The organism is Rhodovulum imhoffii (genome assembly GCF_003046545.1).
In the GTDB taxonomy this organism is placed as follows: domain Bacteria; phylum Pseudomonadota; class Alphaproteobacteria; order Rhodobacterales; family Rhodobacteraceae; genus Rhodovulum; species Rhodovulum imhoffii.
Window position 1 is genome coordinate 1 of the sequence record NZ_QAAA01000016.1, and the last position, 20,924, is coordinate 20,924.

At 61.7% G+C, this 20,924-nt stretch carries 23 protein-coding genes and 2 pseudogenes; 17 read left to right on the top strand and 8 right to left on the bottom strand.

What is annotated here, in order from left to right; genetic code table 11:
- The 6 genes and pseudogenes from C8N32_RS15140 to C8N32_RS11535 form a co-directional block, all read right to left on the bottom strand.
- Nucleotides 1-203: pseudogene (locus tag C8N32_RS15140) on the bottom strand (IS66-like element accessory protein TnpA); the annotation flags it as partial.
- Nucleotides 204-293: 90 nt separating this feature from the next.
- The gene (locus C8N32_RS14870; RefSeq protein ID WP_170106793.1) at nucleotides 294-938 is read right to left on the bottom strand and encodes a hypothetical protein; all 645 of its coding nucleotides are present in this window, start codon (nucleotides 936-938) and stop codon (nucleotides 294-296) included.
- A gap of 194 nt (nucleotides 939-1,132) precedes the next feature.
- Nucleotides 1,133-2,467: pseudogene (locus C8N32_RS11520) on the bottom strand (IS1380 family transposase).
- Between the two features lie 73 nt (nucleotides 2,468-2,540).
- Nucleotides 2,541-2,951, bottom strand: a complete 411-nt coding sequence (locus C8N32_RS11525; protein ID WP_107893140.1) for a hypothetical protein — start codon at nucleotides 2,949-2,951, stop codon at nucleotides 2,541-2,543.
- A 108-nt stretch (nucleotides 2,952-3,059) separates the two neighbouring features.
- On the bottom strand, nucleotides 3,060-3,605 hold the full coding sequence (locus tag C8N32_RS11530; protein WP_107893141.1) for a peptidylprolyl isomerase: 546 nt from the start codon (nucleotides 3,603-3,605) through the stop codon (nucleotides 3,060-3,062).
- On the bottom strand, nucleotides 3,598-4,104 hold the full coding sequence (locus tag C8N32_RS11535) for a peptidylprolyl isomerase (protein ID WP_107893142.1): 507 nt from the start codon (nucleotides 4,102-4,104) through the stop codon (nucleotides 3,598-3,600). The genes C8N32_RS11530 and C8N32_RS11535 overlap by 8 nt, the downstream gene beginning before the upstream one ends.
- Before the next feature lie 149 nt (nucleotides 4,105-4,253).
- Here C8N32_RS11535 and C8N32_RS11540 point away from each other — a divergent pair, with 149 nt between their 5' ends.
- From C8N32_RS11540 to serS, 16 genes are all read left to right on the top strand, one after another.
- The gene (locus C8N32_RS11540; RefSeq protein ID WP_107893143.1) at nucleotides 4,254-5,447 is read left to right on the top strand and encodes a phosphoglycerate kinase; all 1,194 of its coding nucleotides are present in this window, start codon (nucleotides 4,254-4,256) and stop codon (nucleotides 5,445-5,447) included.
- A 128-nt stretch (nucleotides 5,448-5,575) separates the two neighbouring features.
- Nucleotides 5,576-6,505: a class I fructose-bisphosphate aldolase gene (locus C8N32_RS11545; protein ID WP_107893144.1), complete on the top strand. Its 930-nt coding sequence runs from the start codon at nucleotides 5,576-5,578 to the stop codon at nucleotides 6,503-6,505.
- A gap of 112 nt (nucleotides 6,506-6,617) precedes the next feature.
- A complete protein-coding gene (locus tag C8N32_RS11550) occupies nucleotides 6,618-6,920 on the top strand; it encodes an FtsB family cell division protein (RefSeq protein WP_107893145.1) in 303 nt (100 codons plus the stop codon).
- Nucleotides 6,921-7,003: 83 nt separating this feature from the next.
- The gene (pdhA, locus tag C8N32_RS11555; protein ID WP_107893146.1) at nucleotides 7,004-8,008 is read left to right on the top strand and encodes a pyruvate dehydrogenase (acetyl-transferring) E1 component subunit alpha; all 1,005 of its coding nucleotides are present in this window, start codon (nucleotides 7,004-7,006) and stop codon (nucleotides 8,006-8,008) included.
- Between the two features lie 14 nt (nucleotides 8,009-8,022).
- Nucleotides 8,023-9,372, top strand: coding sequence for a pyruvate dehydrogenase complex E1 component subunit beta (locus C8N32_RS11560; protein WP_107893147.1), 1,350 nt, complete (start codon nucleotides 8,023-8,025; stop codon nucleotides 9,370-9,372).
- Between the two features lie 12 nt (nucleotides 9,373-9,384).
- Nucleotides 9,385-10,662: a pyruvate dehydrogenase complex dihydrolipoamide acetyltransferase gene (locus C8N32_RS11565; protein WP_107893148.1), complete on the top strand. Its 1,278-nt coding sequence runs from the start codon at nucleotides 9,385-9,387 to the stop codon at nucleotides 10,660-10,662.
- A gap of 125 nt (nucleotides 10,663-10,787) precedes the next feature.
- Complete coding sequence (yajC, locus tag C8N32_RS11570; protein WP_107893149.1) at nucleotides 10,788-11,117, top strand: preprotein translocase subunit YajC; 330 nt, start codon at nucleotides 10,788-10,790, stop codon at nucleotides 11,115-11,117.
- Between the two features lie 8 nt (nucleotides 11,118-11,125).
- Nucleotides 11,126-12,790, top strand: coding sequence for a protein translocase subunit SecD (secD, locus tag C8N32_RS11575; protein WP_107893150.1), 1,665 nt, complete (start codon nucleotides 11,126-11,128; stop codon nucleotides 12,788-12,790).
- A gap of 3 nt (nucleotides 12,791-12,793) precedes the next feature.
- Nucleotides 12,794-13,765 carry a protein translocase subunit SecF gene (gene secF, locus C8N32_RS11580; protein WP_107893151.1) on the top strand — a complete coding sequence of 324 codons (972 nt, stop codon included), beginning with the start codon at nucleotides 12,794-12,796 and terminating at the stop codon, nucleotides 13,763-13,765.
- A 5-nt stretch (nucleotides 13,766-13,770) separates the two neighbouring features.
- The gene (locus tag C8N32_RS11585; protein WP_107893152.1) at nucleotides 13,771-14,124 is read left to right on the top strand and encodes an Mth938-like domain-containing protein; all 354 of its coding nucleotides are present in this window, start codon (nucleotides 13,771-13,773) and stop codon (nucleotides 14,122-14,124) included.
- 46 nt (nucleotides 14,125-14,170) lie between these two features.
- A complete protein-coding gene (ccmA, locus tag C8N32_RS11590; protein WP_107893153.1) occupies nucleotides 14,171-14,785 on the top strand; it encodes a heme ABC exporter ATP-binding protein CcmA in 615 nt (204 codons plus the stop codon).
- Complete coding sequence (gene ccmB, locus C8N32_RS11595; protein WP_107893154.1) at nucleotides 14,782-15,438, top strand: heme exporter protein CcmB; 657 nt, start codon at nucleotides 14,782-14,784, stop codon at nucleotides 15,436-15,438. Before ccmA ends, ccmB begins: the two co-directional genes overlap by 4 nt.
- A 55-nt stretch (nucleotides 15,439-15,493) precedes the next feature.
- Nucleotides 15,494-16,222 carry a heme ABC transporter permease gene (locus tag C8N32_RS11600; protein ID WP_170106794.1) on the top strand — a complete coding sequence of 243 codons (729 nt, stop codon included), beginning with the start codon at nucleotides 15,494-15,496 and terminating at the stop codon, nucleotides 16,220-16,222.
- Nucleotides 16,219-16,374, top strand: coding sequence for a heme exporter protein CcmD (ccmD, locus tag C8N32_RS11605; RefSeq protein WP_107893156.1), 156 nt, complete (start codon nucleotides 16,219-16,221; stop codon nucleotides 16,372-16,374). Before C8N32_RS11600 ends, ccmD begins: the two co-directional genes overlap by 4 nt.
- Before the next feature lie 19 nt (nucleotides 16,375-16,393).
- Nucleotides 16,394-16,909: a DsbE family thiol:disulfide interchange protein gene (locus C8N32_RS11610; protein ID WP_107893185.1), complete on the top strand. Its 516-nt coding sequence runs from the start codon at nucleotides 16,394-16,396 to the stop codon at nucleotides 16,907-16,909.
- Nucleotides 16,910-16,976: 67 nt separating this feature from the next.
- Entirely contained in the window at nucleotides 16,977-18,269 is a 1,293-nt protein-coding gene (gene serS, locus C8N32_RS11615; RefSeq protein ID WP_107893157.1) for a serine--tRNA ligase, read from the top strand.
- A gap of 51 nt (nucleotides 18,270-18,320) precedes the next feature.
- On the opposite strand, the gene C8N32_RS11620 is transcribed toward serS, so the two are convergent.
- The gene (locus tag C8N32_RS11620; protein WP_107893158.1) at nucleotides 18,321-18,548 is read right to left on the bottom strand and encodes an EF-hand domain-containing protein; all 228 of its coding nucleotides are present in this window, start codon (nucleotides 18,546-18,548) and stop codon (nucleotides 18,321-18,323) included.
- 192 nt (nucleotides 18,549-18,740) lie between these two features.
- On the opposite strand from C8N32_RS11620, the gene C8N32_RS11625 reads away from it, so the two are divergent.
- A complete protein-coding gene (locus C8N32_RS11625) occupies nucleotides 18,741-19,466 on the top strand; it encodes a DUF3488 domain-containing protein (protein ID WP_242509462.1) in 726 nt (241 codons plus the stop codon).
- Here C8N32_RS11625 and der read toward each other — a convergent pair.
- On the bottom strand, nucleotides 19,457-20,917 hold the full coding sequence (gene der, locus C8N32_RS11630; RefSeq protein WP_107893159.1) for a ribosome biogenesis GTPase Der: 1,461 nt from the start codon (nucleotides 20,915-20,917) through the stop codon (nucleotides 19,457-19,459). The two genes, C8N32_RS11625 and der, sit on opposite strands and share 10 nt — an antisense overlap.
- Nucleotides 20,918-20,924 lie beyond the last annotated feature (7 nt).

A 20,924-nucleotide genomic window follows, 5' to 3' on the forward strand; every position in this document is an offset into this window, starting at 1 on the left:
TTGCGAACATTGCGAAACGCACTCCTTCTCTTCGGATGCGTATCAACTCGCAATGGCTGATCCCGTCGGCAATGTGGGGCGGCGACACCGCTTACCAAGGTCTCGGCGACAGCCTGGGCCTTCACATGATCCGGCCAACGCCTCTGCCCCGAGGCGAAGACTTCAACACCAAGCGCCGTGAGGAACGAACTCTTTGCGAACATTGCGAAACGCACTCCTTCTCTTCGGATGCGTATCAACTCGCAATGGCTGATCCCGTCGGCAATGTGGGGCGGCGACACCGCTTACAAAGTTTAAGGTATCAAGCCTGTAACAGACACTTGAAATCGGGCATTTGTAAATGGCGTATGCCTTAAGCCAATATGCATGTTTCCGGCAGTATATGGTTGGCTAATTGATAGGTTCCGTGGAAAGCTCCTCGATCTCCACGACATCTTAGTATTTCCAAATCTCTTACCCTTTATCTCGCTATACTCCTGCCCTTCAAACTGGCTTTCCATCCAGTTCACGAAGTCACGGTATCTTTGTTCGGTCGTAGATAAAAGGCAGACATTATTTGGGTTTAAGTCGTTATCTTTGCGACCAAAGAGAAATGCTGATTTCCCATCCCTGGAAACAAAAAGATGGGCCTCATCTTCAACTAATCCATGATCTAAGATATTTCCCAAAATAGAAATATCTTTAAAACTTTTGAATGGCTTCTCCTGCCAGCCAAGCCGATGAAGGTATTCGGAAGCAGCCTGTCTATGATGCAGATCATCGGCACATACTTTTACAAAAGTATCAAAAAGAGTTTCTGCCTTTGCTGGCACGAACATAGTGAAAAATGAAAGCGCGACAGCTAACGATATTTTTACAAAATTCAACACACTCAACCCTTTAATCTCGCCCATACCCCCTTGCGCTCTGAGCCGTTGATCTGACCCGACATTTTCCAAGTGACGTTGTCTTGAGGCGAGTTTGGACGGTTCCTCCCGGTTCTCAAGCGTGTTCTTGCTCGCAGGGTGAGTGTCGAGGCGATTTTCGGCGGTGGAAGCGCCGGGAGCGAGAATTTGCGGGCAGATGGGATGATTTTGGCTGTCTCAAGACACAGGTGTCGAGCCGCTTTTGTTGGTTTTGACCGCGATGGCCGTCACGCTGGCCTCGGCGGTGGCCTGAGGGCGCGGATGGCAGCAAGGATTTGTCCGAAGATATTGCCTGATACGGCGACCTCGGCCAGTTGGAAGGTGATCTTGTGGGCGTGGCGCACGACACGCGCCCCGATCTTGATCAGGCGGCTCTGGATGCTGGTGAGCGACCAGTCGGTAACCTCTTCCGGTAGGTCGGCGCGCTTAAGAAAGCTGCCAAGGTTGTAGGCCAGCGCATGAAGCTGGAGCCTGACTTCATTGTCACGGAAGCGCTTGCAGGAGAGCCGTGTCCAGTTGACCGCGTATTTGCCTTCCTTGATGTGCTGTTCGGCGGTGCCGCGCTGATTGTAGACGCGGATGACCCAGTCCGGGTCCATCGGCAGGTTGGTGACGACAAACTCCACACGGGGGAACAGATCACCGGGATGCCATTCGACCTTGGCGATGACACGACGCGCCTTGCTCCATGACGTGGCTTGATACTCGAAGTCATGATAGAAGCGGCGAACATAATTGGGAGGGCGACCCACGGGGCGCTTGAGCAGGTGTGCAACGGCTTGTTGCAGCACGGCATTGCCCCTGAGGCGGATGGTGTAGAAATACCCTTCCTTTTCCAACATCTCGTACAGTTCGGGGATGGCAAAGGCAGCATCGGCGCGGAAGAAGCGCATCAGATCACGCTTTCTGTAGTGGGCGATGACCGGGGTCAGAACCTCTTTCCAGCCATCGGCACTGTGAACATTGCCCTTGCGAATGGCGCGGCGCTCAAGATCGCTGAACTGGTTGAACACGAAGAGCGGGTGGTAGCACTTGCAGCAAAAGTGGCCGTTCCAGGCCGTGCCTTCCTGATCGCCGTGGGTGAGGCTGACCGAGCTGTCCATATCCAAGGTGATCCACTTGGGTGGGTGCGCATCGTGCATGGCGTCGATCCACTGGCCGGGCAGGTCAGCCAAGGCGGCAAGATTATGCGGTGACGTCAGAATGTCCGTCTCGAACCGCGCCATCTGGCTGGTTGAGGCGGCTTGACCATCAACCGCGCGACCCCCGACAATCTGGCGCATGACAGGATCATGGGCCAATCGCTCTGCATCATTGACATCCGGGTATCCTGCCAGCCGCCGAAGGTGGATTGACGCAAAAGGCCAATGAGCGTGTGAAAACCATTCTTCCCGTGCCGTGTATCCTGCAGAACCCGCCCCGCCAGATCGTGTAAGCCGAGGGTGTCATCCAACTCTCGAAAGAGCAACAAGCCACCGTCAGAGCTGATCCTGGAGCCATGAACTCAAGTCGAACGCGACGGTCAAAATCGAGCCGAAAATCGCCCTCGAAAACCGACCCATAGGGTGATCATAATTCCAACCTCCATCACCACTCAACACCCTGAAATATAAACCGAAAGCAAATCAGGCGAAGCTAAATCATGCAATCACCTGGGAAATCCGGGATGAGGGTATAAGCGGAATTGACATGAAAGCCCTCCGGCAGGCCAAAACCACTCCCGAACAACCGGTCGGGCGCGCGGATATGACGGGTTCGGCGGCCAGCATCAGAATGGCAAAGATGATCGGGAAAATTTCCACTCCTCAAGACGGGGATTCCCTTCGGGAAGGTCAAGGAGAGGAGCCGCCGCATGCCGATCAGACGCATCAGGGCGCTGCTTTCCAGTGGCCCGTCACGTTTCACGCCCATGGCGCCGAAATGACGGCATTCATATTTTGGAGCCGCGACCTCTCCCGGCGACAGGCATGCCAAGGACACTGCCCTGCCAACAGGCCCCAAAAAGGAAACCCGGGGGCCCGGCCTGCGGCTTTTACCGCTGGCCATTCCTCAACATCACTTTTCCCGCTGACCTTACGGCCTGACAATGAAATTCAGCCGCGACGCGAACGTCGCGGCCACGACCAAATACGGCCGGACCGTCCGGTCCCTTCTTCATTCGGTGAGAGTCACCTTTACGATGCGATCGGGCTGGCCCAGGACGGCACCGTTGCGCCCCTCCCCCCGCTTGATGGCGTCGACAACATCCATTCCGTCTGTCACCTGGCCCACAACGGTGTATTGGCCGTTCAGATGCGGAGCGGGTGCGAACATGATGAAAAACTGGGAATTCGCCGAATCCGGGCTCGCGGAACGGGCCATGCCGACAGTCCCGCGCGTGAAAAGCCGGTCGGAGAATTCGGCCTTCAGGTCCGGCAAGTCGGACCCGCCCATCCCGGCGCGCCGCATGTCCTGCCCGATCTTGCCGTATTGCACATCTCCCGTCTGCGCCATGAATCCGTCGATCACCCGGTGAAACACCACGTCATCGTAGGCGCCACGCCCAGCCAGATCCGTCAGGCGGGCGGCGTGTTCGGGGGCGACATCCTCAAACAGGTCGAGGGTGATGGTACCATTGGCCTCGCCCGCAACCTGGATCTCCAGCCCCGTGGCCAGTGCGGGGCCGGCCAGCAGACAAAAGGCCAGTGCGGATTTATACATCGGCGGCCACCTTGACGCTGAGCATCCGGTCGGGTTGTGCGGGCGGTTCGCCACGGGTGACGGCATCGACATGTTCCATCCCGGAAATCACACGGCCATAAACGGTGTATTGCCCGTTAAGAAAGTGATTGTCGGTGAAGTTGATGAAGAACTGCGAGTTGGCCGAATTTGGGTTCTGCGACCGCGCCGCACCCAGCGTGCCCCGGTCATGCGGCAGGCGCGAGAACTCAGCCGGCAGATCGGGCAGGTCGGACCCGCCCGTGCCCGCCCGGCGCAGGTCAAAGCCGTTTTCGGCATTGCCGTGCGCCACATCGCCCGTCTGGGCCATGAAGCCGTCGATCACCCGGTGGAAAACTACGTTGTCATAGGCGCCCGAACGGGTCAGGGTCTTCATCCGCTCCGCGTGCCGGGGGGCGACATCGGGCAGAAGTTCGATCACAACCTGACCATCCTTGAGGTCCATCAGGATCGTATTTTCGGGGTCCTTGATTTCGGCCATCTGAGGCTCCTTGTCGATATCCGGTTCGGGCGGACACTAGTGCGACGCACGCCCGAAGGAAAGAGGGCCTTGCGAACGCCATTGACCTGACCCCATGGTTCAGGCGAATTATCACCCAACGCTCCAATTTCTTCGAAGAAGGATAATACATGGCCTGGAAAACGCTCGACGACCTCGATATTGCCGGGAAGGTGGTGCTGGTGCGGGTGGATATCAACGTGCCGGTTGAAAACGGCAAGGTGACCGACGCCACCCGGATCGAACGCATCGTACCGACAGTCAGGGATATCCTCAAAAAGGGCGGCAAGCCCGTTTTGCTGGCCCATTTCGGTCGCCCGAAAGGACAGGTCGTGCCGGAAATGAGCCTCAAGATCACCCTGCCCGCGCTGGAAGCCGCGCTGGGGCGGGGCGTGATCTTTGCCGAGGATTGTATCGGCCTGCCTGCCAAACAGGCCGTCTCGGCGCTGTCGGATGGCGATGTGCTGTTGCTGGAAAACACCCGCTTTCACGCGGGTGAAGAAAAGAACGACCCCGCACTGGCGGCCGGAATGGCGGCGCTGGGCAACGTCTATGTGAATGATGCGTTTTCCGCCGCCCACCGGGCCCATGCCTCGACCGAGGGCATCGCGCTGCTTCTGCCTTCCGCCGCAGGGCGCCTGATGGAAGCCGAACTGAAGGCCCTTGAAGGCGCGCTGGCCCACCCTGAGCGCCCGGTCGTGGCCGTCGTCGGCGGCGCGAAGGTCTCGACCAAGCTGGACCTTCTCGGAAACCTGGTAAGCCGGGTGGACAACCTTGTCATCGGCGGCGGGATGGCAAACACCTTCCTCGCCGCGCAGGGAATCAATGTGGGCAAATCCCTGGCCGAGCACGACATGACCGGTACCGCCCGCGACATCATGGCCAAGGCCAACGATGCCGGCTGCCGCATCATCCTGCCCACCGACGTGGTTGTGGCGCGCGAATTCAAGGCGAACGCCGAGAATGAAACCGTTGCGGCAGACGCCTGTCCGGCCGACGCCATGATCCTAGACGCCGGACCGGAAACAGTGACGCTGATCGAGGAGGTGTTCGAAACCTGCAAGACCCTGATCTGGAACGGTCCGCTGGGCGCGTTTGAACTGCCCCCCTTCGACGCCGCCACAAAAGCCGCCGCAGCGAAGGCCGCGGCCCTGACCAAAGCCGGCAGCCTGATCACCGTGGCCGGGGGCGGCGATACCGTCGCGGCACTGAATGTGGCCGGTGTGGCCGATGATTTCAGTTATATCTCGACCGCGGGCGGTGCATTCCTGGAATGGATGGAAGGCAAGACGCTCCCCGGCGTCGCGGTCCTGCAAGCACAATGACCTGACCGGCGCGGGCGAACATCGCCTGCGCCATTTCCCCGGGCTGTTAGCGCGAACGACATTGCGCCCCGCCGCCCGCCCCTCTAAGCCCATGACGTTAACGTTTATGTAAGTTGGGAGCGAGGGTCATGAAGCCGACGCGAATCGTCCAGAAAATTCTTTCGGGCTACGAAGCCGACACCCCCGGCGTGAAAGGCAACCTGTGCCGCATGCTGATGAACGGCAAACTGGGCGGCACCGGCAAGATGATCATCCTGCCCGTGGATCAGGGGTTTGAGCACGGCCCGGCCCGCAGCTTTGCCCCCAACCCGCCCGCCTATGACCCGCATTACCATTACCAGCTTGCGATCGACGCCGGACTGAACGCCTATGCCGCCCCATTGGGCATGCTGGAGGCCGGGGCCGACACTTTCGCCGGGCAGATTCCGACGATTCTGAAGGCAAACTCCGCCAACGCACTGATTCCGGCGGAGGCAGCAAAGGATCAGGCCATCACCGCCAGCGTCGACGATGCGCTGCGGCTGGGCTGTTCGGCGATCGGGTTCACGATCTATCCGGGGTCCTCGGCGGGGCTGGAGATGTTCGAGGAAATCAGCGCCATGCGCGAAGAAGCCGCCGCAAAAGGCGTTGCCACGGTGATCTGGTCCTATCCGCGTGGCGAGGCCTTGACGAAGGATGGCGAAACCGCCATCGACATCGCCGCCTATGCCGCTCAGATCGCTGCGCTTTTGGGGGCACATGTGATCAAGATCAAGCTGTCCACCGACCATCTTGAACTGCCCGAGGCAAAGAAGGTTTACGAAAATCGCCAGATCGATATCGCCAGTCAGGCTGCACGGGTACACCATTGCATGCAAGCGGCCTTCAACGGACGGCGGATCGTGGTCTTTTCCGGCGGCGCGAAGAAGGGCGAGAACAGCGTCTACGACGATGCCCGCGCCATCCTCGATGGCGGGGGCAACGGTTCCATCATCGGGCGCAACACCTTCCAGCGCCCGCGCGAAGAGGCCCTGGCGATGCTCGACAAACTGGTGGACATCTACAAGGGCAAGGCCTGACATCCCGGCCCGCGTCACCGCGCGGGCCTTTTTCCACAAAGGGGATTCACAAGACGAATCACCTGTGCCATGATCCGCCAAACGCCCGCAGAGGCGCAGATCAGGCAAGATAATGGCATCATCGCGCAATTCCCCCCCCTTCGGCGCCGTGCTCTACGTTGCGGTGGTATTTCTTTTGGGGATGTATTTCACCTTCGCCGCCGTGCAGGGGGATTACGGGCTTTTCCGCCGCATCCAGATCGAGGCGGAAATCGATACCCTGCGCGTCCGCCACACGAAACTTTCGGCGGACCTGAAGGAGATGCGCAACAAGACCCGCCGCATGTCCGACGGGTATCTCGACCTCGATCTCGTTGACGAACAGGCGCGCAAGGTTCTTGGCCTCGTACGCGCCGACGAGGTGGTGATCCGCTGATCCGATTTTGGTCTCGCAATCCGGGCCTTGTTTTGCTATGGATAGTTTAACGTTAAACTATCCTCGAAGCCGGGAGGGCGAAGATGGCCACGAGACGCACAGCCAAGACCCCCAACACCTCGAAAGAGGAATTGCTGTCCTTTTACCGCGAGATGCTGTTGATCCGCAGGTTCGAGGAAAAGGCCGGCCAGCTTTACGGCATGGGGCTGATCGGCGGCTTCTGTCACCTCTATATCGGCCAGGAGGCCGTCGTCGTCGGGCTGGAGGCGGTGGCCGAGGACGGCGACAAGCGCATCACCTCTTACCGGGATCATGGGCACATGCTGGCCTGCGGGATGGACCCGAAGGGCGTGATGGCGGAACTGACGGGCCGCGCGGGGGGATATTCCAAGGGCAAGGGCGGCTCCATGCACATGTTCTCCAGGGAGAAACACTTTTATGGCGGGCACGGCATCGTCGGCGCACAGGTTCCCCTTGGCGCGGGGCTGGCCTTTGCCGACAAATATCTTGGCAACGGCCGCGTGACCTTCACCTATTTCGGTGATGGCGCCGCCAACCAGGGCCAGGTGTACGAGACCTACAACATGGCCGAGCTGTGGGATCTGCCCGTCGTTTTCGTGATAGAGAACAACCAATACGCCATGGGCACTGCGGTGGCCCGGTCAACCAAATCGCCGAATCTCTGGGAACGCGGTGCCGCCTACGGCATCAAGGGCGAAGAGGTTGACGGCATGGATGTGCTGGCGGTCAAGGCGGCCGGTGAGAAGGCCGTCGCCCACTGCCGCTCCGGCAAGGGGCCCTATATTCTCGAAATCAAGACCTATCGTTACCGGGGGCATTCCATGTCGGACCCGGCCAAGTACCGTTCCCGCGAGGAGGTTCAGAAGATCCGCGAGGAGCGTGACGCCATCGAACATGTGCGGGAGCTTCTTTTGCAGGGCAAGCATGCCACCGAAGATGAGCTGAAAGCCATCGACAAGGAAATCAAGAGTATCGTCAACGAGGCCGCCGAATTTGCCAGAGAAAGCCCCGAACCCTCCGTCGATGAGCTCTACACCGACATCTACGCCGACGCGCACACCGCCTGAGGGGAGAAACGAGAATGGCAATTGATATCCTTATGCCCGCCCTGTCCCCGACGATGGAGGAAGGGACCCTCGCCAAGTGGCTGGTAAAAGAGGGCGACACCGTCGCTTCGGGCGATATCCTCGCCGAAATCGAAACCGACAAGGCCACGATGGAATTCGAGGCCGTCGATGACGGGACGATCGGCAAGATTCTTGTGGCCGAGGGCACGGCGGGGGTGAAGGTCAACACTCCCATCGCCGTGCTGGTCGCCGAAGGCGAGAGCACCGATGCCATCGCCGATTCCCCCAAGGCCGCACCACCGCCGCAAGAGACAGCGCCGGCCGCGCCGTCTGCGCCCCGGACCCCGGCCCCCTCCGCTCCGGACATTCCCGCAGGCACGGAGATGCGCGCCACCACCGTGCGCGAGGCCCTGCGCGACGCGATGGCAGAGGAAATGCGCCGCGACGACACCGTGTTCCTGATGGGGGAAGAAGTGGCCGAGTATCAGGGCGCCTACAAGATCAGCCAGGGTCTTCTGGATGAGTTCGGCGCCCGCCGGATCATCGACACCCCGATCACCGAACACGGCTTTGCCGGCATCGGTGTCGGGGCGGCCTTTGGCGGCCTGCGACCGGTCGTGGAATTCATGACCTTCAACTTCGCCATGCAGGCGATAGACCACATCATCAATTCGGCGGCGAAGACGCTTTACATGTCCGGCGGACAGATGGGATGCCCCATCGTCTTTCGCGGCCCCAACGGCGCGGCGGCACGCGTCGCGGCCCAGCACAGCCAGGATTACGCCGCATGGTACGCCCATGTTCCGGGGCTCAAGGTGGTCCAGCCCTATTCCGCCGACGATGCGAAGGGCCTGATGAAAACCGCCATCCGCGACCCGAACCCGGTGATCTTCCTGGAAAACGAAATCCTCTACGGAAAGACCTTCGATGTTCCGGTCATGGATGATTACACGGTTCCCTTCGGCAAGGCCCGGATCCGGCGCGAGGGGAGCGATGTCACCCTGGTCAGCTTCGGGATCGGCATGACCTACGCACTGGAGGCCGCGGAGGCGCTGGCCGGGGACGGCATCAGCGCCGAGGTGATCGACCTGCGCACCCTGCGCCCGCTGGATTATGACACGGTGATCGGATCCGTGAAGAAGACCAACCGCTGCGTCACCGTCGAAGAAGGGTTCCCCGTTGCCTCTATCGGCAACCACCTGTCGGCCTACATCATGACTCACGCGTTCGATTATCTGGATGCGCCGGTCCTGAACTGCACCGGCAGGGATGTGCCCATGCCCTACGCCGCCAACCTTGAACGCCTGGCCCTGCTGACTACGCAAGAGGTCGTCGAAGCCGTCAAATCCGTCACCTATCGCTGAGGAGGCCCGCGCATGCCCACTGAAATCCTGATGCCCGCGCTCTCCCCCACGATGGAGGAAGGCACCCTCGCAAAGTGGTTGGTGAAAGAGGGCGATACCGTCGCCGCCGGCGATCTGATCGCCGAAATCGAAACCGACAAGGCCACGATGGAATTCGAGGCCACCGATGACGGCACGATCGGCAAGATCCTTGTGGCCGAGGGCACGGCGGGGGTGAAAGTCAACACCCCCATCGCCGTGCTGCTGGAAGAGGGCGAAAGCGCCGGTGACATCGTCGCCCCCGCCGCCTCCGCAGCCGCGCCGCAAGCCCCCACCCCGGAGACCCCCCGGGACATCCCGGCGGCGCCCGCCGCCCCGCCCGCCCCCGCAAAAGCGGCGGGAGAGCGCCTTTTCGCCTCGCCTCTGGCGCGGCGAATCGCGGCGGAAAAGGGGCTGGATCTCACACAGATCGCCGGGTCCGGTCCGCGCGGACGCATCGTGAAAGCCGATGTGGAGACCGCGCGTGCCGCGCCACGCCCCCAGGCGGCGCCAACGGCCCCTGCCCCGGCAGCGGCATCCGGGCCGTCCGCGGATTCCGTCGCCGCACTTTATGCAAACCGGGACTATACGGAGATTGCGCTCGACGGGATGCGCAAGACCATCGCCGCGCGCCTGACCGAGGCCAAACAGACGATTCCCCATTTCTACCTGCGGCGCGAGATCCGGCTGGATGCGCTTTTGTCCTTCCGGTCGGAATTGAACACGCAGCTCGCCACGCGGGAGGTCAAGCTTTCGGTCAACGATTTCATCATCAAGGCCTGCGCTCTGGCCCTGCAAAAGGTGCCTGCGGCAAATGCCGTCTGGGCAGGCGACCGGGTGCTCCAGCTCACCCCTTCGGACGTCGCGGTGGCCGTGGCCGTGGAAGGGGGCCTCTTCACCCCCGTCCTGAAGGATGCGGAGACAAAATCGCTCTCCTGTCTCTCGGCGGAAATGAAAGACCTCGCCGCCCGCGCGCGGGGGCGCAAGCTCGCCCCGCATGAATACCAGGGCGGCAGTTTCGCGATTTCGAATCTTGGGATGTTCGGGATCGACAATTTCGACGCGGTCATCAACCCCCCGCACGGGGCGATCCTCGCGGTGGGCGCGGGCGTGAAGAAACCCGTCGTACGGGAAGACGGCACCCTCGGCGTGGCGACGGTGATGTCCGTGACGCTCTCCGTCGATCACCGGGTGATCGACGGGGCGCTTGGGGCGGAACTTCTGCAGGCCATCGTCGACAATCTGGAAAGCCCGATGGCCATGCTGGCCTGAGGCGGGGGACGCAGGCGTGGACCGTCAATTCATCGCGCCTGCTTCGCCTTGCCAAGAAACGGGGCCGTCGCTAGGGTGCGGCGCGAATTGGGCGGAGTCCCGCCCTTTAACACGGGGAAATCACCATGTTTGTCACGCCTGCCTACGCGCAAGCGGCCGGCGGGGGCGCCGCGGGCGCCTTCACCAGCTTCATTCCGTTGATCCTGATCTTTGCGATCATGTACTTTATTCTCATCCGTCCTCAGCAGAAGAAACTGAAGGAACACAAGGCGATGGTCGATAGCCTCCGCCGTGGGGACCAGGTCGTGACCGCGGGTGGGCTGATCGGCAAGGTCAGCAAGATCAAGGAAGACAACGAACTGGAGATCGAACTGACCGAAGGCGTGAAAGTGCGCGTCGTTCGCCACACCATTTCGCAGGTCCTCAACAAGACCGAGCCGGCCGAGAAAGCCTGAGCGCGCCAATGCTGAACATCCCGACCTGGAAGCGGGTGGTCATCTGGGCGCTTTGCGTCCTGGGGCTGCTGCTGGCCATGCCCAACGCGTTTTATTCGCGGGTTGAGGGCCATAACGACGCCGTAAAAGCGATTGAGCTTGCGGGGGAAACACCCGACCGCCTGTCCGCGAAAGCCGCCTGGCCGGAGTGGTTACCCTCCGGGCTGGTGAATCTCGGGCTGGATCTGCGCGGGGGGGCGCACCTGCTGGCCGAGGTACAGGTCGAGGATGTCTATGCCGAGCGGATGGATGCGCTCTGGCCCGAAATGCGCGACGCGCTGCGAGAGGTGCGCGCCTCCATCGGCACCATTCGCCGCCAGGACAGCGACGCCCCGGATGAATTGCGTGTCCGCATCTCCCGCCCCGAAGGGATGGAGACGGCGCTTGTCACCGTGCGGGCGCTGGCCCGGCCGATCACAACACTGACCGGAGTAGGGTCTTCGGATATCGAAGTGCGCGGGGAGGGCGACGAGGTCGTCATCACCCTGTCCGAGGCGGAGCGCGCCGCAACGGATTCCCGCACGCTCCAGCAGTCTCTGGAAATCGTACGCCGCCGGGTGGACGAGGTCGGCACCCGAGAACCCACGATCCTGCGGCAGGGAAATGACCGGATTCTCATCCAGGTACCGGGCATCGGGTCGGCGGATGAACTGAAATCCCTGATCGGCACCACCGCGCGGCTGACCTTTCACCCGGTTGTCGGACGCGCCGACAGCGCGGATCAGCCGGCCGGACCGAACAATTTCATCCTGCCGGACATGACCGACACAGGCGTATTCTATATTCTGGAAAAGACGGCAGTCGTCTCGGGCGAGGAACTGACCGACGCCCAGCCCGCCTTCGACCAGAACGGTCGCCCCTCGGTCACGTTCCGCTTCAACCCCACGGGCGCCCGGAAATTTGGCCAGTACACGGCAGAAAACGTCGGATCGCCCTTCGCGATCATGCTGGATGACGAGGTCATTTCCGCCCCCGTCATTCAAGAGGCGATACCGGGCGGTTCCGGTCAGATCACCGGAAACTTCACCATCGAGGAAAGCACCGAGCTTGCGGTGCTGTTGCGCGCCGGCGCCCTGCCCGCCGAACTGGTTTTCCTCGAAGAACGCACCATCGGCCCGGAATTGGGCGCCGACAGTATCGAGGCCGGAAAAATCGCCAGCCTCGTCGCCTTTTCCGCGGTTCTGGTGTTCATGGCGCTCAGCTATGGCTGGTTCGGGATTTTGGCGAATATCGCGCTGCTCATCAATGTGGGGCTGATCTTCGGGTTGCTTTCGGCCATCGGGGCCACGCTGACTCTGCCGGGCATCGCCGGGATCGTGCTGACCATCGGCATGGCGGTGGATGCGAACGTGCTGGTGTTCGAGCGCATCCGCGAGGAACTGAAAACCGCCCGAGGCCCGGCCCGCGCCATCGAACTTGGCTACGAAAAGGCACTTTCGGCCATCCTGGACGCGAATATCACCACCTTCATTACCGCAACCATCCTGTTCATGCTGGGCGCAGGGCCGGTACGGGGGTTCGCGGTGACGCTGGGGCTGGGGATTCTCACTTCGGTCTTCACGGCGATCTTCGTGACACGGATAATGATCGTGATGTGGATGGAGCGCCGCCGCCCGCGGACGCTGGAGGTGTAGAAAATGCGATTGAAACTTGTTCCCTCCGAAACCGACTGGAACTTCTTTGCCGCCGCCAGGGTGACATTCGGCGCTTCGCTGGTCGCAATGGTGCTGTCTGTGGCCCTGTTTTTCGTGATGGGCCTGAACTTCGGGATCGACTTCCGGGGCGGCACGACCATCCGCACGGAAAGCATCCGGCCGGTGGATGTGGGCGCCTACCGCAATGCGCTTGCCGCACTCGATCTTGGCGACGTGTCGATTTCCGAGGTGTTCGATCCGGGCTTCGGCCCCGACAAGAACGTTGCACAGGTGCGCATCCAGGCGCAGACGGGGGAGGAAAGCGTTACCCCCGAAACGATCGCCGCGGTCGCAGCCGCGTTGCAGCAGATAGACCCCTCCATCAGTTTTCCCTCGATCGAAAGCGTGGGGCCGAAGGTCTCCGGCGAACTGGTGCGCACCGCCATCATGGCCGTGACCTTGGCACTGGCGGCGGTACTGTTCTATATCTGGCTGCGGTTCGAATGGCAGTTTGCCCTGGGCGCGGTGGCCGCACTTGTGCATGACGTGATCCTGACGATCGGGGTTTTCGCCGCATTTCAGATCAGGTTTGACCTTGCCATCATCGCCGCCCTGCTGACCATCGTCGGGTACAGTCTCAACGACACCGTCGTCGTGTTCGACCGGGTGCGGGAAAACCTGCGCAAGTACAAGAAACCCGCTTTGAAAAAGGTTCTCAACCTGTCGATCAACGAAACCCTCAGCCGCACGGTCATGACCTCTTTGACCACGCTCCTGGCACTGTTTGCGCTGTTCGTTCTGGGCGGCGACGTGATCCGGGGCTTCGTATTCGCAATGATCTGGGGCATTCTCGTCGGGACCTACTCGTCGGTCTTTGTCGCGTCGAACATCCTGCTGATGCTGGGCGTCAAGCGCGACTGGTCGAAAAACGACGATGGCGGTGCCGGTACGCAATTTGCCAATGTGGATGCCTGACACCCATGCAGATCACGGAACTGACCTTTTCCAGCAGCCTGCCGGTCGACGGCTACGGGCCCGGATTTTTCCGCGTTGCCGGGCAGGTGCATCACGGACCTGTCCTGGTGGCGGGCGACCGGGTTCTTCCGTGGGAAGGCCTGTCCGACGGGGCCGCACTGATGGCGCTGGCCGGGCAGATCGATGTGCTTCTGATCGGGACCGGGGCCGAGATATCGCCGTTACCCACGGAACTGCGCGACCGGCTGGAAGCGGCAGGGCTGGGGGTGGAGGCGATGGCCACCCCGCCCGCGGCACGAACCTACAACGTGCTTTTGTCCGAAAAACGGCGCGTGGCCGTTGCTTTGCTGCCGGTGTAGCGTTTTGCCTTTCGGGTCGGGGTGCAATGGGCTATTCGGAACCGCAATGGAACTGGTGGTGAACAACCTGTCATGCGCGCGGGGCGGCGTGCCGGTGCTGGAGCGGGTCGGCTTTCGCTTGACCGCCGGTCAGGCGCTGATGTTGCGTGGCCCGAACGGGATCGGCAAAACAACCCTGTTGCGCACCCTGGCGGGTCTGCAACCGGCACTGGAGGGGCAGATTTCATCTCCGCCCGAAAGCATTGCTTACGCCGCCCATGCAGACGGCCTGAAAGCCACCCTGAGCGTAGCCGAGAACCTTTTGTTCTGGGCACGCATCTTCGACACTAATGATATCACGCCCGCGCTGGAAGGGTTTGATCTGGTGGACCTGGCCGGTCGTCAGGCGCAAAACCTTTCTGCCGGACAAAAACGACGGCTGGGGCTGGCACGGCTTTTGGTGACCGGCCGCCCGATCTGGATGCTCGATGAACCGACCGTGTCGCTCGACACGGCATCCGTGGCTCTTTTCGGACGGGCGGTGGCGGCACATCTGAAGACCGGCGGCGCGGCGGTGATCGCAACTCATATCGATCTCGGCTTTTCGGCACAGTCTCTGGATCTGACGCCCTTCCGCGCAGCACCGCAAAAGCTCAACGATTTCGACGAGGCATTCTTGTGATTGCGCTTCTGAAACGCGATCTGTCACTGTCGATCCGGGCGGGCGGCGGTTTCGGCCTGGGGTTGGCATTTTTTCTGATCGTGACGATCCTGGTTCCTTTTGGCGTCGGCCCGCAAAGCGACACGCTGCGCCTGATCGCACCGGGCATTCTGTGGGTCGGCGCGCTGCTGGCCTGTCTTCTGTCGCTCGACCGGATTTTCGCGCTGGATTACGAGGATGGCTCCCTGGACCTTCTGGCAACGGCGCCGATCCCGCTGGAGGCGGTCGTTGCGATGAAAGCCCTGGCGCATTGGGTTACAACGGGTTTGCCGCTGACGCTGGCCGCGCCTGTCCTGGCGGTTTTGCTGAACCTCCAGGGAGCAGGCTTTGGCTGGCTTGTCCTGAGCCTGCTGCTGGGAACTCCGGCATTATCGATGATCGGGGCGTTCGGTGCGGCACTGACCGTCGGGCTCAAGCGGGGCGGATTACTTCTGTCGCTGCTGGTTCTGCCGCTTTACGTGCCCACGCTGATCTTCGGGGCCGAAAGCGTCAGGCGCGGCGCGCAAGGCATGGCCACCACCACGCCGCTGCTGCTGCTGGCCGGTCTGACGCTGGCATCGGTGGCGCTGTTGCCCTTCGCGGCGGCTGCGGCAATTCGTGTCAATCTGCGGTAGGGTTTTCACATGCAGTTCATTTGAGACCCCCCGAAAAGCTGTCTAGGTAATGATCATGTCTCTTTGGGAATACGCCAATCCGCAGAAATTCATGCGCACCTCTCAGATGGTGCTGCCCGTGCTGACGGTCCTGACGGTGCTTTGCCTGACCGCAGGCCTTCTTTGGGGGTTCTTCCTGACGCCCGAGGCGGTGAATTTCGGCTCAACCGTCAAGATCATCTATATCCATGTCCCGGCTGCGCTGATGGCGATCAACGCATGGCTGATGATGCTGGTCACCAGCCTGATCTGGCTCGTACGCCGCCACCATGTCAGTGCACTGGCCGCCCGCGCCGCGGCGCCGGTCGGGCTGACGATGACTCTGATCGCGCTGATCACCGGGGCGATCTGGGGGCAGCCGATGTGGGGCACATACTGGGCCTGGGACCCGCGCCTGACCTCGTTTCTGATCCTGTTCCTGTTTTACCTCGGCTATATCGCCCTTTGGGAAGCCATCGAAAATCCGGATGCCGCGGCCGACCTGACCAGTGTATTGTGCCTTGTGGGGTCTGTTTTCGCCCTGCTCAGCCGCTACGCGGTCAACTTCTGGAACCAGGGACTGCACCAGGGGGCGTCCCTCAGCCTCGACAAGGAAGAGAATGTGGCGGATGTCTTCTATCTGCCATTGCTTGTCTGCATCGCGGGCTTCGTGCTGCTTTTCATCACACTGGTCTTGCTGCGCACCCGGACAGAGGTTCGCGCCCGTCGCGTCAGGGCCCTGATCACGCGGGAGAGAATGGCATGATCGACCTTGGAAAATATGCGGCGGCTGTGTTGTCTTCCTACGGGATCACGCTCCTGCTGCTGGCCGGTCTGATCGCTCTGACCCTGATCCGTGGCGCGCGTGTGCGCCGTCATCTCGACCAGTTGGAGGCCCGCAGGACCCGCAATGGCTGAAAAACGTTTTTCTCTGCTCATGGCTTTGCCTCCGCTGATTTTCGCGGCATTGGCGGCGGTTTTTTACATCGGCGTGATGCGCGAAGACCCGGAGGCCCTGCCTTCCACCCTGGAGGGCAAACCGGCCCCGGCCCTGATGGTGACACAGCTTGGTGAAAACGCACCCTTCACCGATGCCGATCTGCGCAGCGGGAAGGTGGTCCTGGTCAATTTCTGGGCCAGCTGGTGCGTCCCCTGCCGGATCGAACACGCGGTCCTGAGCGATCTGGCGGCCGAAGGTCTCACGATCTACGGCATCGCCTACAAGGACAAAGCCACCGATTCTCTGAAATTCCTGGCCGAGCTTGGCAACCCGTTCGCCGCGCTGGCGGCGGATGAAACCGGGCGCACCGGGATCGAATGGGGCGTTTACGGCGTACCGGAAACCTATGTCGTGGCCGAAGACGGAACCATCGTCTTGCGCCATGCCGGCCCGCTGACCCAACAGATCGTGGCCGAAAAACTGCGCCCCGCAATGGAAAACGCCGCGCGCTGACCCTTCTACCTGCGGGAAAGATCAGGCATAACCGGCCCGAGACTCCGAAACCTCAGGGACGAAAACCATGCACGACATCCGCGCCATCCGCGAAAACCCGCAGGCGTTCGACGCCACTCTCACCCGCCGGGGTGTGGCCCCCATGTCGTCGGAGATTCTGGCGGTCGACGAGGCACGACGCGCAAAGATCCTTGCCGCTGAAACCGCGCAGGCGGAGCAGAACCGTGCGTCCAAGGATATCGGCAAGGCGAAAGCCTCGGGCGACACGGACGGGTTCGAGCGCCTGCGGACACTGGTAGCCGAAAAGAAAATCGAAATCGCGCGCCTCAACGAAGAGGCAAAAGCCGAGGATGCGCGCCTGCGTGATTTGTTGATGACCCTGCCCAACACTCCGCTGGACGACGTGCCGGACGGTGCGGATGAAACCGGGAACGTGGAGTTGCGCCGCTGGGGCACCCCGCGCAGCTTCGCCTTTGCTGCGAAGGAACATTATGAGTTGCCCGCCGTACAGGCCGGCATGGATTTCGAAACCGCGGCCAGGCTCTCGGGATCACGCTTCGTGGTGCTCAGGGGGGCGGTCGCGCGGGTGCACCGGGCCCTGGCCCAATTCATGCTCGATACGCATATCACCGAGAACGGCCTGACGGAGGTCAACGCCCCCGTCCTGGTGCGCGAAGAGGCCATGTACGGGACCGCGCAACTGCCGAAATTCGGTGAGGACAGCTACCAGACCCGCGAAGGCTGGTGGCTGATCCCGACCTCCGAGGTCAGCCTGACCAATATCGTGGCGGACACGATCCTTGACGCCACCGCCCTGCCCCGGCGGATGACGGCGCATTCGCTGTGCTTTCGCTCCGAAGCCGGCAGCGCAGGGCGTGACACAGCCGGGATGCTACGCCAGCACCAGTTCGAGAAGGTCGAGATGGTATCGATCACCACCCCCGAACAGGGCCGGACGGAACTGGAACGCATGACCCGCTGCGCCGAGGGAATCCTGGAAAAGCTGGGCCTGCCCTATCGTACGATGGTATTGTGCACGGGGGATATCGGCTTTGCCGCACGGCGTACCCACGATCTTGAGGTCTGGCTGCCCGGACAGAATAGCTACCGTGAAATATCCTCGGTTTCGCTGTGCGGCGATTTCCAGGCGCGGCGCATGAATGCCCGTTTCCGCCCCGCGGACGGTGGAAAACCGGAATTCGTGCATACTCTGAACGGGTCCGGGCTGGCAGTGGGGCGGTGCCTGATCGCAGTCCTGGAAAACGGGCAGGAAGAAGACGGCTCGGTCAGCTTGCCGGCATGTCTGGCCCCCTATCTTGGCGGGGCGGGGCGTATCACCGCTGAAGGCATGTTCGGCTGATCAAGAAGCCCCCGGATTTTCCGGGGGCCCTGCGTTTCGCAAAGCGGGCACTCAGGCGCCCAGAAGGCCAGCCTCAACCGCGGCGGCCATTTCGTCAGCGTCGACAACGCCATCGGCGTTCGTATCGATCTCGGCGAAAGTTTCCTCGGTCAGGTCGGGATAGACGGCCAGGATCTCGTCCAGAGAATAGACGCCATCACCGTCAACGTCTTCCACCTGGGCAACGGCTGCGCCGGCAGCCAGAACAACCGCGGCGAGGGCGGGAACGAACTTCTTCATGTTTGCTCACTCCAATGGCGGCACGCGACCGCCGAATCGAAAGCGTAATTGCTTTCGATCGCTGATTTGATCTCAAGACGCGGCAACTGCAAGAGGGGGAAAAGATCTTTTCTTTCCGCCAGACCTGACCGGCTGAAAAACGCCGTTGTTGAACCGCGCGCGGTGTCTATCCTCAACGGAAAAGGAGTCCAGATGAGTCCCGCTCAAGATATCGATTCGATGCGCATGAAGGCCATTCTTCTGGTCACTGCCGCGATCGCCTTCGCTTTGGCGCCGCTGTTCTCGGGCGGCCTTGGTGGCTTTGCACATGATCTGTTTCCAAATTTCCGGATCGCCCCCCCGGTTCAGCCCGCCGGATACGCCTTTGCGATTTGGGGGCTGATCCATGCCACCTTGCTGGCCTCAGCCCTTTACGGGTTGGTCGCGCGCAGCACAGATAGAGGCTGGAACAGGGTTCGCGTGCCGCTGATATCATCGCTTGTGCCCGGTGCGGTCTGGATAGCGGTCGCCGCGCTCTCCCCTGTCTGGGCAACAGTTCTGCTATGGTGGATGTTCGCTTTCGCTCTTCTGGCCCTTTTGCAAAGCCCCGCACAAGACCGCTGGCTGTTACGCGCGCCTTTGGCGATTTACGCCGGCTGGCTGACCGCAGCAAGCTGGATCTCCGTCGGGTTTCTCGGCGCGGGATATGACATTGGGCCAGGGAAAAACGGCTGGGCACTGATCGCACTGGCCGGGGTGCTGATCTGTGCAGCGGCGATACAATCGGTGCTGCGGCGCACACCGGAATACGGGCTTACGGTGATCTGGGCCCTGCTCGCAATCGTCGTTGCCAACACACCCACTCATATGCCGCTGGCGGCGCTCGCCACGGCGGGCATCGGGATGATGGTCGCCGTGATCCTGCGCCGTCAGGCATAGGGCTTCTTGCCCAGATGCTTGCGCAGCCGCGAAGGCGTTGATTTCGTCCGCCCCTTGTAAGGGTTCTGGTCCGCCTGGCTGCGGAAGGTCAGCCGGATCGGCGTCCCCGGCATGTCGAAATCCTCCCGCAAACCGTTGATGAGATACCGGCGGTAACTTTCCGGGAGTTTTTCCGGGTTTGAACACATGACGACAAAGCCCGGCGGCCGGGTCTTGACCTGCGTGATATAGCGCAGTTTGATCCGGCGTCCGCCCGGTGCCGGAGGCGGGTGCATCTCCAGCATCCCCGCCAACCAACGGTTCAGCCGCGCGGTGGAGACGCGGCGGTTCCAGACCTCATGCGCCCGTAACACGGCCCCGTGCAGGCGATCGAGCCCCCGACCCGTTTTTGCCGATACGGTCACCAGCGGTGCACCGCGCAATTGCGGCAGCAGGCGGGCGAATTCCTCTTTCAGTTCGCGCAGTTTTCCCTGACGGTCCGTTTCCAGATCCCACTTGTTTACGGCCACGACAACCGCGCGGCCCTCACGCTCGGCCAGATCGGCAATGCGCAGATCCTGCTGTTCGAAAGGGATCTGGCCATCCAGAAGAACAACGACGACCTCGGCGAATTTTACCGCGCGCAGCCCATCGGCAACGGAAAGCTTCTCCACCTTGTCCTGGACCTTGGCTTTCTTGCGCATCCCGGCGGTATCGAAAAGGCGCACCGGCGTTCCCAGCCAGTCCATGCTCAGCGAAATCGCGTCGCGGGTAATCCCGGCCTCCGGGCCGGTCAACAGACGGTCCTCACCAAGGACGGTGTTGATCAGGGTCGATTTTCCTGCATTGGGGCGCCCCACAACCGCCACCTGCAAGGGGCGTTCCCGCGTGGGAAGACGGGGACCGTCTGTTTCCCCTTCCTCATCCACCGCGACATCGGTTTCCGGGGCCTCGGCGTCGGCGGCACGGGCTTCGAACATATCCGCCAGCGGCATCAGAACGGCATGCAGGTCTGCCATGCCCTCCCCATGCTCGGCAGAAAGGCGAACAGGTTCGCCAAGACCAAGGCTGTAAGCCTCCAGCACGCCGGGATCGGCTGCCGCGCCCTCGGCCTTGTTGGCGGCAAGGATGACATGGGCGGATTTGCGGCGCAGGATATCGGCAAAGACTTCGTCAGCAGGAAGAACCCCGGCACGCGCATCGATCACGAACAGACAGATATCGGCCATTTCCACGGCGCGCTCCGTCAGGGCGCGCATCCGTCCCTGAAGACTTTCGTCGGTGGCGTCCTCCAATCCGGCGGTATCGATTACGGTAAAACGCAAATCCCCCAGCCGCCCCACACCCTCGCGCAGGTCCCGGGTCACGCCCGGCTGGTCATCGACCAGCGCAAGACGCTTGCCCACAAGCCGGTTGAACAGCGTGGATTTACCGACATTCGGCCGCCCCACGATGGCAAGGGTGAAACTCATATGCGAC